Below are 16,098 nucleotides of genomic sequence, written 5' to 3' on the forward strand. Positions count from 1 at the left end.
TTTACTAACTCTTATTCGCCAATTGTCCGCAAGCGGCATCAATATCTTTTCCTCTACTTTTTCTAACTTTAACTACAATATTGTTTCTTTCTAGTGCAGTAATGTAATCTTTTGTGGCTTGTTCGCTAGCTTGTTGAAATCCACCGTCATCAATCGCATTGTATTCAATTAGGTTGACTTTACACGGTACATATTTACAAAATTTCACCAAGGCATCGATAGAAGCTTTGTCGTCATTGATATCTTTCCAAACCACATATTCATAAGTAATCTTGTTTTTTGTTTTGGCATACCAATATTCTAGCGCTTCTCTTAATTCGGTTAATGGAAAGCTTTTGGTAAATGGCATAATTTCATTTCGAGTAGCTTCAATTGCGGAATGTAAAGAAACCGCTAAATTGAATTTCACGTCATCATCGGCCATTTTTTTAATCATTTTTGAAACTCCGGATGTAGAAACCGTAATACGTTTTGGCGACATGCCTAATCCTTCGTTTGAAGTAATCATATCAATCGCTTTCATTACGTTTGGGTAATTCATTAAAGGTTCACCCATTCCCATGAAAACAATATTAGAAAGTGGTCTGTCATAATACAATTTACTTTCATTATCAATCGCTACAACTTGATCGTATATTTCGCCCGGTGTCAAATTCCGCATACGTTTTAATCGAGCCGTAGCGCAAAAATTACAATCTAAACTACAGCCAACTTGACTAGAAACACAAGCTGTTGTTCTGGTTTTTGTTGGAATCAGCACACTTTCTACAATTAAATCATCGTGTAAACGAACGGCATTTTTAACTGTTCCGTCTTCACTACGTTGCATCGTATCCACTTTTACATGATTTATGACGAAGTTAGCTTCCAACATAGTACGAGTTTCCTTTGAAACATTGGTCATGTTTTCAAATGAATGCGCACTTTTGCTCCATAACCATTCGTAAATTTGATTCCCACGAAAGGCTTTGTCTCCGTTAGTCACGAAAAATTCTCTTAATTGCTCTTTTGATAAAGCTCTGATGTCTTTTTTGTCTGCTTGCATGGTGCAAAGTTAGTGTTTTTTGTATATTTGTTGTAAATATTTATGATTATGGGAGCAATTGAATTAAAAGAATACATAAAACAGCAAATGGAACATGCTGACGAACGTGTTTTACGTATTGTAGCTTCTGTTTTTGATAATTATTCGAAGGATGTTAATGAAGTTGATAAAGAAATACTTGCTTTGTTAGAAGAAAGTGAAAATGAGTATAATGAAGGGAAAGTAAAAAAAAGTATTTCTGTAATTAATGTATCTAGAGAGAAATATTCTAAGTAAAGGAAGTTATTTGGACTGAAACTGCAGAAAAATCGTACTACAAAATTTTAGAATATTTGAAAGAAAACTGGAATTCAAAAGTTGCGAATGATTTTATTGACAGAGTTGAAAATTCAATGGATATAATTTCAAATAATCCAAATTGATTTGAAGAATATGTCTTCAATAAAAATTACAGAAAAGGATTTATTCACGAAAATGTTTCTTTTTATTATAGAATTTATGATAATGAAATTGTTATTCATTTGTTTTGGAATAATTATCAAAACCACCAAAAATTAAAGAAATTATTATAATGCACTTTATATCAGAAGATTTAGAAAATTACGTAGCCAATCATTCGCAACAAGAACCAGAATTATTGGTAAAGTTGAATAAAGAAACACATCAGAAAATCTTACAGCCTAGAATGTTAAGCGGACATTTTCAAGGCCGAGTTTTGAGTATGTTGTCTAAAATTATTAACCCAAAAACTATTTTAGAAATTGGTACGTATACGGGTTATGCGGCATTATGTTTAGCGGAAGGTTTACAAGAACACGGGACTTTGGATACGATTGATATTAATGAAGAATTAGAAGAAATTCAACAAAAATATTTCGATTTGTCTCCTTATTCGAATCAAATATTTCAGCATATTGGTGATGCTATTGAAATTATTCCAACTTTAAATAAGAAATTCGATTTAGTGTTTATTGATGCCGATAAAGAAAATTACATCAATTATTTTCATTTAATTGTGCCTCTAATGAATAAAGGTGGTATTATTTTATCTGATAATGTATTGTGGAGCGGAAAGGTTTTAGAAGAAGTAAAGGTCAACGACAAAAGCACGCAAATTCTATTAGATTACAACAGAATCATCAATGAAGACGATCGTGTGGAAACGGTTTTGTTACCTATACGTGATGGGTTGACCGTTACAAGAGTTAAATAATTAATTTTCAGTATTAGGTTTCATTTTTGTAGAAATTAAAATGTAAATTTTATAAAATAAAACACCTACTAAACTTCCGAATATATAACCAGAAATAATATCTACAGGAAAGTGTAATCCTAAATAAATTCTGCTATACGCGAAAATTAAAGGATATAAAAAAATCAAATAGCTGTATTTGTAGTGACTTCTTAAAACTAAAAATACAAACATCATTGCGGCCATTGAATTTGCGGCATGGCCTGAAAAATAACTAAAAGTTTCGCTGTCTTTTACGACTCTAATTAAGCCGTTTAATTCTTCGTCATTACAAGGTCGTAATCTTTGAACGGTATCCTTTATTAGATTGATAGTTTGATCTGAAAATGTAATCATAACCGTTACGATAAGCATGGCTATAAGCAATTGTTTCTGACCGATTTTTTTATAAAGAATAACTAAAAGCAAAAGAAAAAACGGAATCCAATTGAATTGTTTCGTTATCAATAGCCAAATGCCGTCAAAAGGTTCTGAGCCTAAATTGTTTAAAAAAATGAAAAGCTTTTTATCTAATTCAATAATTTTTTCCAACATTACATTTGACGTTTTATTGGTCCAGATAAATTTTCGATATCTTCTTTGATTTCAGTAATTGGATTGGTGATGTCAACAGGATTGATGGTTTCAGTCATGCTTTTTTTAGCACTAGCAATTTCGTCTGAAATGCCGCCTGTTAAGCTTTTCATGTCTAAACCGTTGTCTTCAACGCCTTTTTGAATTTCGTGCTTAATTTCATTGGTAGCGTTTTTCAATTGCGCCATTCCTTTACCCAAAGTTCGAGCTATTTCTGGAATCTTATCTGATCCAAAAAGCATTAGAATAACAATTAATATAAAAAATATTTCACCTCCGCCAATACCAAACATAGTTTTGATTTTTAAATTCTTAAGTTAAAAAATAACTGAACTGCAAAGTTAATACAAAGTTAGAAGTTAGAAGTTAGAAGTTAGAAGTTTTTAACAAAAAAAAAGTGCAATTCTAATGAATTGCACTTTCTATAAGTTGTTATTTCTTTTCTATTTGTTCGAATTTATCAACTACTGCTTCTTTTGGCCAAGTGTTATTGGTAACATCAATATCAGCTGTTTCTAGTTTTGGATCTAATTGAATTTTAACTACTTTTTTCTCTGTAGCAAAAACGCGTTTTGCCGTAGTGTTATTTCTTCTCCAAATTTGAACTGGGAATTTATGAACTTCTTTAGTACCATCTTCAAAATTTAATTCTGCAATAATCGGCATCATTAAACTTCCTGGTTTGTCAAATTCTACTTCGTAAAAGAATTTAGGATTTTTTAAATTCGCTCTTTCTTCTGCAGTATAATTTTTAGTTAAGTAGTCGTTTAAAGCCACTACTTTTTCTTTTTCTAAAGCCGCTTTTAGCTCTGGTTTCAAATCTGCACTTTCACTATTTACGATATATAAAAGTGGACCTGCATCTGCCATTCTTCTTCCTCTTCTGTTGAAAGATTCTTTTACTTCTTTTGTTGCGTCTTCAGTTACATAAAATTGTTTTACGTTTTTAATCCCTAAATCTACTACATCAGTAGAGTAGAACCAACCTTTCCAAAACCAATCTAAATCTACAGCTGAAGCGTCTTCCATTGTTCTAAAGAAATCTTCTGGAGTTGGGTGCTTAAATTTCCAACGGTTTGCGTAAGTTTTAAAAGCGTGGTCAAATAATTCATGACCCATAATCGTTTCACGTAAAATATTTAATCCAGTTGCAGGTTTTCCGTAAGCATTAGCTCCGAAATTATAAACCACGTCACCATGACTCATAATTGGCTCTAAAAATTGTTGATTTCCTTTCATGTATGGTACGATTGCTTTAGCAGGACCTCTATCTGCTGGGAAATCTTTATCAAATTCTTGTTCTGTTAAATATTCTAAGAAGGTGTTTAAACCTTCATCCATCCAAGTCCATTGTCTTTCGTCAGAATTTACAATCATTGGGAAAAAGTTGTGTCCCACTTCATGAATAATAACTCCTAACATTCCGTATTTCACACGGTCACTGATAACGCCTTTATCATCTGGACGACCGTAATTCCAACAAATCATTGGGTATTCCATTCCTTGATCTTCTGCAGAAACAGAAATCGCTTTTGGATAAGGATAATCGAAAGTATATTTTGAATATGTTTTTAAAGTATGCGCAACTGCTTTAGTTGATAAATTTTCCCAAAGTGGATTCGCTTCTTTTGGATACATTGAAATGGCCATTGGTTTGCTGTTACCAATTTGAACTGCCATTGCATCTAAAATGAATTTTCGTGAAGTAGAAAAAGCAAAATCTCTAACATTTTCTGCTTTTAAATGCCACGTTTTTTTAGCAGTCGAAAATCCTTTTTCAGCAGCAGTTGCTTCAGCTTGAGTCACAATTATAACAGGTTTGTCAAATGTGTTTTCAGCTAATTGCCATCTTTTTACTTGTTCAGCTGTGTAAACTTCACTTCTGTTTTGTAAAACACCAGTTCCATCTAAAATATGATCTGCAGGAACTGTAATTTTCACATCGTAATTTCCGAAAGTTAAAGCGAATTCACTTCTTCCCCAAAATTGCATATTTTGCCAACCTTCTACATCATTATACACACACATTCTTGGATAGAATTGCGCAATTACATATAATTTATTTCCATCAGGAAAAAGCTCATAACCAGAACGACCATTTCCGCCGTCTTTCATGTAATCATTAATGTTGTACCACCATTTGATAGAAAATACTACTTTTTCACCTTTTTTCAACGCTTTTGGTAAGTCGATACGCATCATCGTGTTGTTGATGGTATATTTCATGGTATTACCTTTTTCGTCTTTTACATATTCTAAATTGAAACCACCGTCAAAACTTTTACCCATGTAAGTTTTAGCAAAGTTTTCAGGCGAAGTTGCAGGTGGCATAGTTTGATTATCAATCAAAGGTGTTTGAGAATCTCTTCTAGCAATATTTTGATCTAATTGCACCCATAAATAATCTAAAGATTCTGGCGCATTATTATAATAAGTTACGGTTTCGCTACCATACATTCTTGATGCTTTGTCGTCTAATTCTAAATTGATTTTATAATCAGCACGTTGTTGGTAGTAAGCAGGTCCTGGAGCTCCAGAAGCCGTACGAAACATATTTGGTGTAGCCATTTCGGCGTACATCTGACTAAACTTATTAATGTCAGTATGACCTTGAGGTTCTTTTTTAACTTCTTCTTTTTTTACTTCTTGAGCAAATGCTGTAAGGGACGCAATAAATAAGAAAGCAATGGAAATTGACTTTTTCATGATTATTTATATTTCAGTTTTTGGTTGGTTTCTGTATTAGTAAACAAAATGGTCTTTTTGTTACCATTAATGTTCAAATGTACTAAATTTTGTTGTTCATTAAAAACATCTGATAAAACATTATTTGTTATTTCTAAGTCTTTTACGTTGTCTTTAAAACTAATTTTTAAATAGCAAATCACAATATTGTCTTCCTGTTCTTTGGTTAAAAATTGTAGGGTTTGTATTTTATTATTGATTTTAACTTTCAATTTATCTTGTAAATAGAAGGCGATATAATTGTTGGCCTCATTCACTTCATCTTTAGTAGTAATGTAAAAATGCTTGTTGTGTTTTTTATATAATGCTTTTTCTAAGTCGTCAATAAATAATCGTGCCGTAATTTGTACCGCTTTTTTTTCTTTAAAATAATCTACCTGAAAAACCCCAACATAAAATTTATGAAAAGTAAAGGCGCTGGAAAGTATAAATAATGTGACTAATAAACTTAACTTAATTTTATTCATCTTTTTTTGGTTCGGATTCCGGTTTAATAATTGTTGTGTTTTCGTTTTTTTCTTCCGAAGCTTTCTCGCTTTCTGCTGGTTTCGGATAATAAGGTTGTAGGTTTTTTAGTTTCAAATAATCCACAGCCAAAGCACTCATTCTAAAATTGATTAGAGTTTTGTTTTTAGCTTTTGCAGCGGCTTTCAATTCGGCATCTTCCACAATATAAAAAACATAACCTTCAATATATTCTTCAGGAATGTGTAATTGATTCATGATAAATTCGGAATCAAAATTGGCATTAATTTTACTTTGTAAAAATTCTTTTCGTTCGACTTCTAGTTCAGCTTTTAACTGTTTAGTTCGTCCTGTAATTGCGTTTATTAAAGGATCTAATGAAAGTAATGCGCCATCAATTCCTGTTCCAGACCAATCGCCTGCGGTTTTTACTCTTCTTTCTGCGGGTGTGTATTTTTTTTGTCCTTTCGGAACTAAACCTAGCGATTCTGCAGTTATGTCATCTGCATTAGTTACCATGATTTCTTTAATATGACGTGTATAAATATCTAATTTTATGAAAAGTAAATTGCTGCCAAAATCTTTTTTCGTTACAATATGTTTCTTTCCAACTAAGTGAATAGCGCTAAACATGATAGTGTCATTTAATTTTGCTTTTATTTTAAAGTAACCGCCATTTCCAGAAATGGTATTAGTTTTATTTGAAATATTTACAATAGTAATACCTTCATTGTCATTGGTTTCAACAATGATTTTACCTTTAATTATGGAGTCATTTTGAGATACCATAAATTGGGAAAGTAATAGGAATAGTATGTGTAAGTAGTTTTTCAATTTGTTATTTCGAAGTTAATTGATTTTCTTTTTGGGCTTCTGTTTCAATTGTTTTTAAATATTCGGTCGCTAATTCAGATAATTTAAATAGTTGCATCATTTTATCCTTGCTTTTAAATAATTCAACTGTTTTTTGGTCTTCACTTATATAAAATAAAAATCCGCTTATATAATTTTCAGGAATTTTTAAAGTATTTGTAAAATATTCTTTTTCAAATTGTTTTAGAATTTTCTCTTGAAACATTTCTTTTTTCTCAACTTCAACATTGTTTTTTAATTCTTTTCTGTAACCAGTAATTAGATTCACCAATGTACCAATTCCTATACCATTAGTTCCAGTATATAATCTTCTTTCTGCAACTGTGTATCTTTTTTGTCCTTTTGGAACTAAGCCTAAATTTTCAGGTGTAATTACAGTGTTGCTTGTTATTAATATTTGTTCAATTGTTTTTGATTTTGGTGTCATTTTAATGAAAAGTAAATCTTTGCCAAAATCTTTTTCTATAAGTATATGTTTTATAACATCTAAGTGTATTGCTGAAAAAAGCAAGGTGTCATTCACTTTAGCTTTTATATTAAAATAACCACCATTTCCAGAAATTGTATTAGTTTTGTTAGAAATATTTACAATCGTAATGCCATCATTGTTGTTGGTTTCAATATTAATTTTCCCCTTAAGTAAAGAGTCGTTTTGCGACACTACAAATTGGGAAAGTAATAGGAATAGTATTTGTAAGTAGTTTTTAATAATACAAGAATTAATTTTTTTGTAAAAATATAAGAACAAAACCACAATCAATATAAAATTTTGTTAAGAATAGCGTAAAATTTTTAGAAGTTATGAAAAAAGCAATTATTGCAAGCACATCTACCGTTTTTGGAGGCACATATTTAGATTATTTATTGCCTACTTTAGGGGAACATTTTAAAAATGTATCTAATTTGGTGTTTATTCCATTTGCCAGACCTGGAGGGATTTCTCACGACGAATATACGGAAAAAGTAAAACCTGTTTTTAAGCAATTAAATATCGAGGTAAAAGGAATTCACGAATTTGAAAATCCTATTGAAGCCATTCATAACGCCGAAGCTATTTTTACTGGTGGTGGTAATACTTTTGTTTTGGTGAGTATGTTGTATAAATTTAATTTGTTAGATGCTATTCAGACTGCGGTTGAAAACGGAACACCTTATTTAGGAACAAGTGCTGGAAGTAACATTTGTGGATTAACTATGGGAACTACGAACGATATGCCAATTGCGTATCCACCAAGTTTTAGAACTTTAGGATTGGTTTCTTTTAATTTGAATCCACATTATTTAGATCCAATTGAAGGTTCGCAACACATGGGAGAAACCAGAGAAACTAGAATAAATGAATTCCATCATTATAATCCACAATCGGTTTTAGGTTTGAGAGAAGGAAGTTGGTTAGAAGTTTTAGGAAAAACAATTACGTTAAAAGGGGATTTACCAGCAAGATTGTTTCAACAAGGCAAAGAACCAATTGAGTTGGAAACAGGATCGGATTTAAGTAATTTAAGATAAGAGCAAAAAAAAGCCTCAAAATAATTTGAGGCTTTTGAGCGAAAGACGAGGGTCGAACTCGCGACATTCAGCTTGGAAGGCTGACGCTCTACCAACTGAGCTACTTTCGCATGGTAGAATTTTGTAATTCAATAAATTTTAGAGCGAAAGACGAGGGTCGAACTCGCGACATTCAGCTTGGAAGGCTGACGCTCTACCAACTGAGCTACTTTCGCATTTTTTTGTTTTGGTGAGTGCAAATATAGTATGAAAAACTGGTTAAATGCAAGTTTTTTTATCAAAAAAATTTAATTTTTTTAAAATTAAATTGTAATTTATTAATTTAGAATTGGTTATGAGTGAAATAAAAATAAAAAAAATTACATATTTAGATACTTTTCCGGTAAGAAGTGCTGTTTTACGTCAAGGTAAACCTATCGAAACTTGCTTTTTTTTAGGAGATGATGAAGAAGAGACCACACATTTTGGTTTGTTTGATGATGAAAAATTAATTGGTGTAGCTTCTGTTTTCAAAGTTAACAATGAAAATTTCGAGCAAAACAAACAATTTCAGTTAAGAGGAATGGCAATATTAAGTGAATATCAAGGTTTGGGTTTTGGTAATTTATTATTGAAAGAAGTTTGTAAATTTGTAGCAACAAAAAATGCAGAAGTTTTATGGTTTAATGCTAGAGAAAAAGCAGTAAAATTTTACCAGAATTTCGGCTTTTCTGTACTTGGTAATCTATTTGATATTCCTGGGGTTGGTGCACATTTTGTTATGTTTAAGCATTTCGTCGTATAAAAAAGTATTTTAACGATAAAATATATTATGCGCGCATATTTTGTTAAATTTGTTATATGATGAAAAAGATTTGCATTTTTGTAGTGTTACTTTTCGTTGTTTTTATGTCATGTAAGAACAGCAAAAAAGAAGTTTTTGTAGAAAGTGAAGACTATTTTGACACTGTTAGAAAAGTAACTATTCATGCCATTCCAGAGGATTTATTAGCTGATAAATCGGATAGCATAAGAAGTTTTTATCAGTTGTTTGAAAATCATGAAATTTGGGTAGACCGTGAAAATAGAGAAGACTTAATTTCGCAAATTGAGAAAACAAAAGCAGAAGGTTTACATCCAGATGAGTATAATATTAATAAAATTTTCCGTTTAGAATTAAGAATCGATTCTTTACAAGTTGAAGAGAAATTAGCCTACGATATTTTACTAACTCAAACTTACGAAAAGCTTTGTAATCATTATTACAGAGGAAAATTAAATCCAGATGATGTCTATGATAATTGGGATTTATTTGATAAAAAACTTTCCGTTGCAAAATTATTGAAAGATGCAATCGAAACCAAAAAAATTGCGGCTTCAATACAAAATTTATTGCCAAATCATCCCGTTTATTTGTCGTTAAAAAAAGCGTTAGTAGAAGTAGATAAATTACCAAATAGTAAGTTTGATTCCATTGATAAAAATATTAAAATTAAATTTAATGATGATTTAGAAGTCGTTAAAGAAATAAAACGTCGCTTATCTTATTGGAAAGATTTAGAACAAAAAGACACTTTGTATACCAAAAAATACGATGCCAAAATGTTAGTTGCGGTAAAGAAATTTCAAGCCAGACACGGTTTGTTCGCTGATGGTGTTATTGGTATCGGAACGATAAAAGCACTCAACTATAACAAAGCAACTCGAAAAGCACAAATTTTAGCCAATTTAGAACGTTGGCGCTGGTTTTCTAGAAACTTAGGTGATCAGTATATTTTAATTAATTTACCGGATTACGAATTAGATTATGTGAAAGATAACGACACTGTTGCGACTCATAAAATTGTATGTGGACGACCACAACGAATGACGCCAATTTTGTCTTCTAAGTTATCTAACTTTGTGTTTAACCCAACTTGGACTGTACCGCCTACAATTATAAAAGAAGATTTAACAGTTGAGGCCAGTGCGAATAGAAATTACTTTAGTAGAAATAGAATTACAATTTATAAAGGAGAAAACACGATTATTTCTCCTTATGAATGGAATCCTGAAAAAGCAGAAACTTACCGATATGTGCAAACACCGGGTTATAATAATTCTTTAGGAGTTGTGAAATTTAATTTTCCAAACCATCATTCGGTTTATTTGCATGATACCAATCATAGAGATTATTTCGAATATAAATATAGAGCACTAAGTTCGGGTTGTGTTCGCGTGGAAAATCCTGTTTCTTTAGCTAAAAAAGTTTTAGAAGGTCAAGATAATGGCCGTTGGAAAAGTTTAGAAACTATCAGAAAAGAGCGAGCGGAAAAAGAAGCAAAATTGAAATTAAGTAAAAACTATAAACCAGTTAAACTTACTCCAGAAGAAGTTGCTGAAAAACAAAAAATGCTTTCCGAAGAACAAGATGCTATTGATGAAATTATTGCAGCTAAGGATACGTATTATATTAAAGTAAAACAACCCATTTATATCCATCAACTGTATTGGACAAGTTGGTCAGATAAAAACGGATTGCAATTCAGAGATGATATCTATAATTTAGATAAAACTTTATATGATAAGTTAAGAAATTAATCTAGATTTATTTACATACATTCTAGTAGGATGGTAAATAAATAAAACGGATTTGTTTTTTATGGTTTTAATTAATTTTGAAGCTACTTCTGGAGCCACAGCTGGGCAACCTTGACTTCTTCCAATATAACCTTGTCTGTTCGCTAAAGATTTAGAAACATAATCCGCACCATGAACTACAACAGCTCTTTCTCTTGCGTTATCGTTTAAGCCATATTCCTGACCATCTAATTTTAAAGAAATTCCGTGTTTTCCGATGTAAGTTTCACCCGTGATGAAAAATCCTAAACTACTTTTGAATGATTCGTTTTGGTTAGAAAATGATTTTGCAAATTCTTTACCAGAATTCATACCATGAGAAACTAAAGTTTGTAAAATTACTTTTTTGTTTTCCATATCAATTACCCACATTCTTTCTTTTGTAGAAGAAAAACTAAAATCGACAATCGTTAAAATGTTGTTTTTTACTTTTCCTTGATTTTCTAAAGCATGATATCCTTCAAAAGCTTTAATAAAAGTTTCTAAATTTGGTAATGAATATTGTCCAGCTTCAATTTCGTTATAAAGCGTTATTGTTTTTTCTTCAAAAGTTACTACTTTGTTTTTTGCTAATGTAGCTGGCTTTGCTGCTTCAGTTTTTGCTGAATGTGATTTATAAATACTCTTAGATGTAGTTTTGGTATTAGAAATATTTAAAATAAATCCTAAAAAAACTAAAGGTAAAAATTTGTAACTCATTGTTAATCTAGTTGTTAGTTGGTTTGTTGTTATGGCAAATATAGAATTTATTTTGATTAAAAAAAATATTTCAGTGTTTTTTAACGATTATTTTTTGCATTTCATCGATTATTTTGCATTTCATCGGATTTTTAAATTTAGAAAAGCCTTTGAAGAGTTGATGTTTCAGAATTACAACAAGTTGCGCTTCATTTGTTGTAGAAGTTATGGATTTCAAAATTTAACATTTCTTTTAGAAACAAAAACCGGGAACATGATACTAACAAAGTTATTATCTAAAGTTGCATTCATGAATATAATTAAAATCATTTCAGGTCTTTTATTTGTTTCTCAATTTTCTATTGCACAAGAAAGTGTTATCGAAATTGAAGCTGTGAAAAAGAAAATAAATGCTATAAAAACGAAAGCTTTAATTAAAATTGATGGTGATTTAAACGATTCAGAATGGCAAAATGTTCCAATAGCAAAAAACTTTGTAATGTTGGAACCAGATAATGGTAAGCCAGAAACAAATGAACTCAGATCGGAAGTGAAAGTTTTATACGATGATGACGCGATTTATATAGGTGCGACTTTATATGATAATGAGCCTAATAAAATTTTAAAAGAAATTTCTGAAAGAGATAATTTTGGTGCGGCTGATTTTTTCGGTGTTTTTATTAATGGTTTCAATGATGGGCAACAAGAATATAGTTTTTTCGTAAATGCTTCAAGCGGTCAGGCTGATTGTATTAGAAATGGAAATCAAGGAGAAGATTTTTCTTGGGACGCCATTTGGCATAGTCATACAAAAATTACCAATGAAGGCTGGCAAGTAGAAATCAAAATTCCCTATGCTGCCTTGCGTTTTTCAAAAGAAGATAAACAAACTTGGGGAATTAATTTTTTTAGAGAAGTGCGTCGCTTACGCCAAAAATTCACATGGAATCCAGTTGACAATAAAAAAGGGGCACTAACACAACAAGCCGGAGTTTTAGAAGGAATTGAAAAAATAGACACTCCAACTCGTTTGTTCCTAATTCCATATTCGTCTTTTTATTTAAATAGTCCTGCAAAAGAAAAAACATTCGGAAATATCAAAGGTGGTTTAGATTTAAAATACGGATTAACCGATGCTTTTACTTTAGATATGGTGTTAATTCCCGATTTCGGCCAAACTAAATTCGATAATAAAATATTAAATCTTGGGCCGTTTGAACAGGTATTCAATGAAAACAGATCTTTCTTCACAGAAGGAACCGATTTGTTTAATAAAGGCGGCTTGTTTTATTCTAGGAGAATTGGTGGGAAACCTCGAAAAATCAAATTAGGTGACGATGAAGAGATTATTGAACCACCAAGTGCAATAGGTTTGTTGAATGCCACAAAAATTTCTGGAAGAACAAAAAATGGTTTAGGAATTGGGTTTCTAAATTCAATTACTGAAAAAACAAATGTGGTAATTCGAGATTCAATAACTCAAAATCATAGAATTGAAACTATTGAACCATTAACCAACTATAATATTTTAGTTTTAGATCAGCGTTTTAATGGAAATTCATCCGTTTCTTTCATAAATACGAATGTTACTAGAAATGGAAATTTCAGAGATGCCAATGTTTCAGCAGCAGCTTTTGATTTAAATACAAAGAAAAATACCTACAATACAAATGGTGTTTTTAGATACAGTTATGTAAATACTTTTAAGGATGTAGAGGATAAAAAAGGAATTTCAACTAGCTTGAATTTTGGAGAAACATCTGGTAAAATAAGATATTCAGTTGGTGGAGAATATGTTTCAGATGATTATGATAATAACGATTTAGGAATTAATTTTCAAACCAATTATTATTCGCTTTATGCCAATGCAAGTTATAGAACTTTAAAATCAACAGAAAAATTAAATTCATTTCGTATCAATTTTAATGCCTTTACACAGTTTGATAATCGTACCAATTACTTGCAAGAGCAAAATTTCAATATTAATGCAAATTTAACTACCAAAAAAAATCATGCCGCTGGTTTTGGATTCAATGTTAATCCGTTTGAAAGATTTAATTTCTACAATCCTCAAGTGGAAGGTAGATATGTTATTTTTCCAAAGAACTACGGAACTTGGGTGTGGGTTTCTAGTAATTACAACAATAAATTTGCTTTTGATATAGAACCAAATATTGGGTTTACTGAAACAAAAGGTTGGTGGTATTGGGGTTTAAATTTAAGTCCGAGATACCGTTTTAATGATAAATTCACTTTAATTTATAGAAGTAATTTTTATAACGAATACCAAGATTTAGGAAGAGTTGATCAAGTTGGCAATGATATTGTTTTTGCAAAAAGAGACAATCAAACCCTAGAAACTAGTTTAGAAGGAAAATATTCTATCAGTTCTCAAATGAATTTCGGATTGAAATTAAGACATTATTGGTCGTTTTCTGAAAACAATTCGTACCATAAATTGTTAGAAAATGGTTATGTAGAAGCCTACAATTATACCGGAGATGCCAATCAAAATTTAAATTTATGGAATTTCGATTTATCTTACAGTTGGTGGTTTGCGCCAGGAAGTCAAATGTCTGTTTTGTATAGGAATTCTTCAGGAATTTTTGAAAACACTATCGATAAAGATTTTAGTTATAATTCGAAACAAGTTTTCAATCATGAACAATTAAATCATACTTTTTCTATAAGTGTTAGATATTTTATCGATTACAATCAAGCTAAAAACATAGTTCGATCTTTAATATAATTTTTTGCTATTTAAAGATATAGAACAACCTCTTTTTTGTAAATTCGTAGCTTAAATAACTCAACAATGAACAAGAAAGTAATATTAATGATTTTAGACGGTTGGGGACATTCTCCAGATCCGAAAGTCTCAGCAATAGATAACGCAAATACACCTTTTATAGATTCTCTTTATAAAAATTATCCAAATGCCGAATTAAGAACTGACGGACTTCACGTAGGTTTACCAGAAGGTCAAATGGGAAATTCGGAAGTCGGACATATGAATTTAGGTGCGGGAAGAATCGTATATCAAGATTTAGCTAAAATTAATTTAGCCGTTAAAAATCATACTTTAAAAAACGAAAAACCATTACTTGATGCATTCAACTATGCAAAAGTAAATAATAAAAACGTTCACTTTTTAGGTTTAGTTTCAGATGGTGGCGTGCATTCTCATACATCACACTTACGTGGATTAATTGAAGCTGCAGAAGAAAATGGCGTAAAAAATACCTTTGTTCATGCTTTCACTGACGGAAGAGATGTAGATCCAAAATCAGGAAAAAAATACATTCAAGATTTACAAGATTTTTTATCGCATACCAATGCAAAATTAGCTTCAGTAATTGGGAGATATTATGCAATGGACAGAGACAGACGTTGGGAACGCGTAAAGTTGGCTTACGATTTATTAGTAAATGGTGTTGGAGAAAAATCAACGAATTTAGTAGATAGTATTCAAAAAAGTTACGATGAAAATATAACTGACGAATTTATCAATCCGCTACTTTCTGTTGATGCTTTTGGAAATCCATTAGCCACAATCCAAGATGATGATGTGGTGATTTTCTTTAATTTCCGTACCGATAGAGGTAGAGAATTAACAGAAGTACTTTCACAAATGGACTGCCATGAACAAAACATGCATAAACTACCTTTGTATTTTGTAACGCTAACCAATTACGATGATACGTATCATAATGTTCATGTGATTTACGATAAAGATAATATTACAGAAACGTTAGGTGAAGTGCTTTCTAAAGCAGGAAAAAAACAAATCAGAATTGCCGAAACAGAAAAATATCCACACGTGACGTTTTTCTTTTCTGGTGGAAGAGAAGAACCTTTCGAAGGCGAAACTCGAATCTTAAAAAACTCTCCAAAAGTCGCTACCTACGATTTGCAACCTGAAATGAGTGCCTTCGAATTAAAAGATGCACTAGTTCTAGAATTGCAAAAAGGTGAAGTGGATTTTGTGTGTTTAAATTTTGCCAATGGCGATATGGTTGGGCATACTGGTGTAATGGAAGCAGCCATAAAAGCTTGCGAAGCCGTTGATGTTTGTGTGAAAGAAATCATAGAAACAGCATTAGCAAATAATTATACTACAATAGTAATTGCCGATCATGGAAATTGTGAAACGATGATAAACTGCGATGGTTCACCAAACACAGCACATACCACAAATCCAGTTCCAGTAATTTTAGTGGATAACGAAAAAATACAGATTCATTCAGGTGTTTTAGGTGATATCGCACCAACCATTTTAGATTTAATGGGAATTTCACAACCAGAAGTGATGACGCAGCATTCGTTGTTATTAACTTAAGAAAATTATTGCGATAAAGAT

General features: G+C 31.2%; 16 protein-coding genes and 2 tRNA genes. 8 read left to right on the top strand and 10 right to left on the bottom strand.

Translation table 11 applies throughout. From position 1 onward, the window contains the following. Positions 1-4: 4 nt before the first annotated feature. Entirely contained in the window at positions 5-1,045 is a 1,041-nt protein-coding gene (gene rlmN / locus UEQ13_RS05470; RefSeq protein WP_329805359.1) for a 23S rRNA (adenine(2503)-C(2))-methyltransferase RlmN, read from the bottom strand. A gap of 48 nt (positions 1,046-1,093) precedes the next feature. On the opposite strand from rlmN, the gene UEQ13_RS05475 reads away from it, so the two are divergent. From UEQ13_RS05475 to UEQ13_RS05480, 3 genes are all read left to right on the top strand, one after another. Then, positions 1,094-1,321 carry a hypothetical protein gene (locus UEQ13_RS05475; protein WP_329805360.1) on the top strand — a complete coding sequence of 76 codons (228 nt, stop codon included), beginning with the start codon at positions 1,094-1,096 and terminating at the stop codon, positions 1,319-1,321. Positions 1,322-1,329: 8 nt separating this feature from the next. Further along, positions 1,330-1,467 carry a type II toxin-antitoxin system RelE/ParE family toxin gene (locus UEQ13_RS15505; protein WP_407934651.1) on the top strand — a complete coding sequence of 46 codons (138 nt, stop codon included), beginning with the start codon at positions 1,330-1,332 and terminating at the stop codon, positions 1,465-1,467. Between the two features lie 149 nt (positions 1,468-1,616). Further along, entirely contained in the window at positions 1,617-2,258 is a 642-nt protein-coding gene (locus tag UEQ13_RS05480; RefSeq protein WP_329805361.1) for an O-methyltransferase, read from the top strand. On the opposite strand, the gene UEQ13_RS05485 is transcribed toward UEQ13_RS05480, so the two are convergent. The 6 genes from UEQ13_RS05485 to UEQ13_RS05510 form a co-directional block, all read right to left on the bottom strand. Beyond that, entirely contained in the window at positions 2,259-2,831 is a 573-nt protein-coding gene (locus UEQ13_RS05485; protein WP_329805362.1) for a phosphatase PAP2 family protein, read from the bottom strand. After that, on the bottom strand, positions 2,831-3,163 hold the full coding sequence (locus UEQ13_RS05490) for a Sec-independent protein translocase subunit TatA/TatB (RefSeq protein WP_329805363.1): 333 nt from the start codon (positions 3,161-3,163) through the stop codon (positions 2,831-2,833). The genes UEQ13_RS05485 and UEQ13_RS05490 overlap by 1 nt, the downstream gene beginning before the upstream one ends. A gap of 139 nt (positions 3,164-3,302) precedes the next feature. Then, the gene (locus tag UEQ13_RS05495; RefSeq protein ID WP_329805364.1) at positions 3,303-5,576 is read right to left on the bottom strand and encodes a M1 family metallopeptidase; all 2,274 of its coding nucleotides are present in this window, start codon (positions 5,574-5,576) and stop codon (positions 3,303-3,305) included. Positions 5,577-5,578: 2 nt separating this feature from the next. Continuing rightward, entirely contained in the window at positions 5,579-6,082 is a 504-nt protein-coding gene (locus UEQ13_RS05500) for a DUF6702 family protein (protein WP_329805365.1), read from the bottom strand. Further along, positions 6,075-6,869 carry a hypothetical protein gene (locus UEQ13_RS05505; RefSeq protein ID WP_329805366.1) on the bottom strand — a complete coding sequence of 265 codons (795 nt, stop codon included), beginning with the start codon at positions 6,867-6,869 and terminating at the stop codon, positions 6,075-6,077. Before UEQ13_RS05505 ends, UEQ13_RS05500 begins: the two co-directional genes overlap by 8 nt. Before the next feature lie 49 nt (positions 6,870-6,918). Next, a complete protein-coding gene (locus UEQ13_RS05510) occupies positions 6,919-7,614 on the bottom strand; it encodes a hypothetical protein (RefSeq protein WP_329805367.1) in 696 nt (231 codons plus the stop codon). Between the two features lie 140 nt (positions 7,615-7,754). Here UEQ13_RS05510 and pepE point away from each other — a divergent pair, with 140 nt between their 5' ends. After that, on the top strand, positions 7,755-8,462 hold the full coding sequence (gene pepE / locus UEQ13_RS05515; protein ID WP_329805368.1) for a dipeptidase PepE: 708 nt from the start codon (positions 7,755-7,757) through the stop codon (positions 8,460-8,462). Positions 8,463-8,499: 37 nt separating this feature from the next. Here the strand turns inward: pepE and UEQ13_RS05520 are convergent. Both UEQ13_RS05520 and UEQ13_RS05525 read right to left on the bottom strand, forming a co-directional pair. After that, positions 8,500-8,572: transfer RNA gene (locus UEQ13_RS05520), tRNA-Gly, on the bottom strand. Positions 8,573-8,604: 32 nt separating this feature from the next. Beyond that, positions 8,605-8,677, bottom strand: a tRNA-Gly gene (locus UEQ13_RS05525). Positions 8,678-8,796: 119 nt separating this feature from the next. Here UEQ13_RS05525 and UEQ13_RS05530 point away from each other — a divergent pair. Then, on the top strand, positions 8,797-9,246 hold the full coding sequence (locus UEQ13_RS05530; RefSeq protein WP_329805369.1) for a GNAT family N-acetyltransferase: 450 nt from the start codon (positions 8,797-8,799) through the stop codon (positions 9,244-9,246). Between the two features lie 56 nt (positions 9,247-9,302). Beyond that, positions 9,303-11,021 (top strand): L,D-transpeptidase family protein, encoded by a 1,719-nt coding sequence (locus tag UEQ13_RS05535; protein ID WP_329805370.1) that lies wholly within the window; start codon positions 9,303-9,305, stop codon positions 11,019-11,021. Here the strand turns inward: UEQ13_RS05535 and UEQ13_RS05540 are convergent. Continuing rightward, entirely contained in the window at positions 11,010-11,759 is a 750-nt protein-coding gene (locus UEQ13_RS05540) for a murein L,D-transpeptidase catalytic domain family protein (RefSeq protein WP_329805371.1), read from the bottom strand. The two genes, UEQ13_RS05535 and UEQ13_RS05540, sit on opposite strands and share 12 nt — an antisense overlap. 253 nt (positions 11,760-12,012) lie before the next feature. Here UEQ13_RS05540 and UEQ13_RS05545 point away from each other — a divergent pair, with 253 nt between their 5' ends. Both UEQ13_RS05545 and gpmI read left to right on the top strand, forming a co-directional pair. Beyond that, positions 12,013-14,487, top strand: a complete 2,475-nt coding sequence (locus UEQ13_RS05545) for a DUF5916 domain-containing protein (protein WP_329805372.1) — start codon at positions 12,013-12,015, stop codon at positions 14,485-14,487. A 66-nt stretch (positions 14,488-14,553) separates the two neighbouring features. Next, positions 14,554-16,077, top strand: a complete 1,524-nt coding sequence (gene gpmI / locus UEQ13_RS05550) for a 2,3-bisphosphoglycerate-independent phosphoglycerate mutase (protein ID WP_329805373.1) — start codon at positions 14,554-14,556, stop codon at positions 16,075-16,077. The last annotated feature ends 21 nt before the right edge of the window (positions 16,078-16,098 follow it).

Origin of the sequence: Flavobacterium facile, assembly GCF_036321945.1 — a bacterium.
Classification (GTDB): domain Bacteria; phylum Bacteroidota; class Bacteroidia; order Flavobacteriales; family Flavobacteriaceae; genus Flavobacterium; species Flavobacterium facile.

Excerpts from the sequence above, each read along its gene's own strand:
- rlmN (WP_329805359.1), bottom strand. The coding sequence starts at position 1,045 with ATGCAAGCAGACAAAAAAGACATCAGAGCTTTATCAAAAGAGCAATTA.
- UEQ13_RS05475 (WP_329805360.1), top strand. The coding sequence starts at position 1,094 with ATGGGAGCAATTGAATTAAAAGAATACATAAAACAGCAAATGGAACAT.
- UEQ13_RS05480 (WP_329805361.1), top strand. The coding sequence starts at position 1,617 with ATGCACTTTATATCAGAAGATTTAGAAAATTACGTAGCCAATCATTCG.
- UEQ13_RS05485 (WP_329805362.1), bottom strand. The coding sequence starts at position 2,831 with ATGTTGGAAAAAATTATTGAATTAGATAAAAAGCTTTTCATTTTTTTA.
- UEQ13_RS05490 (WP_329805363.1), bottom strand. The coding sequence starts at position 3,163 with ATGTTTGGTATTGGCGGAGGTGAAATATTTTTTATATTAATTGTTATT.
- UEQ13_RS05495 (WP_329805364.1), bottom strand. The coding sequence starts at position 5,576 with ATGAAAAAGTCAATTTCCATTGCTTTCTTATTTATTGCGTCCCTTACA.
- UEQ13_RS05500 (WP_329805365.1), bottom strand. The coding sequence starts at position 6,082 with ATGAATAAAATTAAGTTAAGTTTATTAGTCACATTATTTATACTTTCC.
- UEQ13_RS05505 (WP_329805366.1), bottom strand. The coding sequence starts at position 6,869 with ATGGTATCTCAAAATGACTCCATAATTAAAGGTAAAATCATTGTTGAA.
- pepE (WP_329805368.1), top strand. The coding sequence starts at position 7,755 with ATGAAAAAAGCAATTATTGCAAGCACATCTACCGTTTTTGGAGGCACA.
- UEQ13_RS05530 (WP_329805369.1), top strand. The coding sequence starts at position 8,797 with ATGAGTGAAATAAAAATAAAAAAAATTACATATTTAGATACTTTTCCG.
- UEQ13_RS05535 (WP_329805370.1), top strand. The coding sequence starts at position 9,303 with ATGATGAAAAAGATTTGCATTTTTGTAGTGTTACTTTTCGTTGTTTTT.
- UEQ13_RS05540 (WP_329805371.1), bottom strand. The coding sequence starts at position 11,759 with ATGAGTTACAAATTTTTACCTTTAGTTTTTTTAGGATTTATTTTAAAT.
- UEQ13_RS05545 (WP_329805372.1), top strand. The coding sequence starts at position 12,013 with ATGATACTAACAAAGTTATTATCTAAAGTTGCATTCATGAATATAATT.
- gpmI (WP_329805373.1), top strand. The coding sequence starts at position 14,554 with ATGAACAAGAAAGTAATATTAATGATTTTAGACGGTTGGGGACATTCT.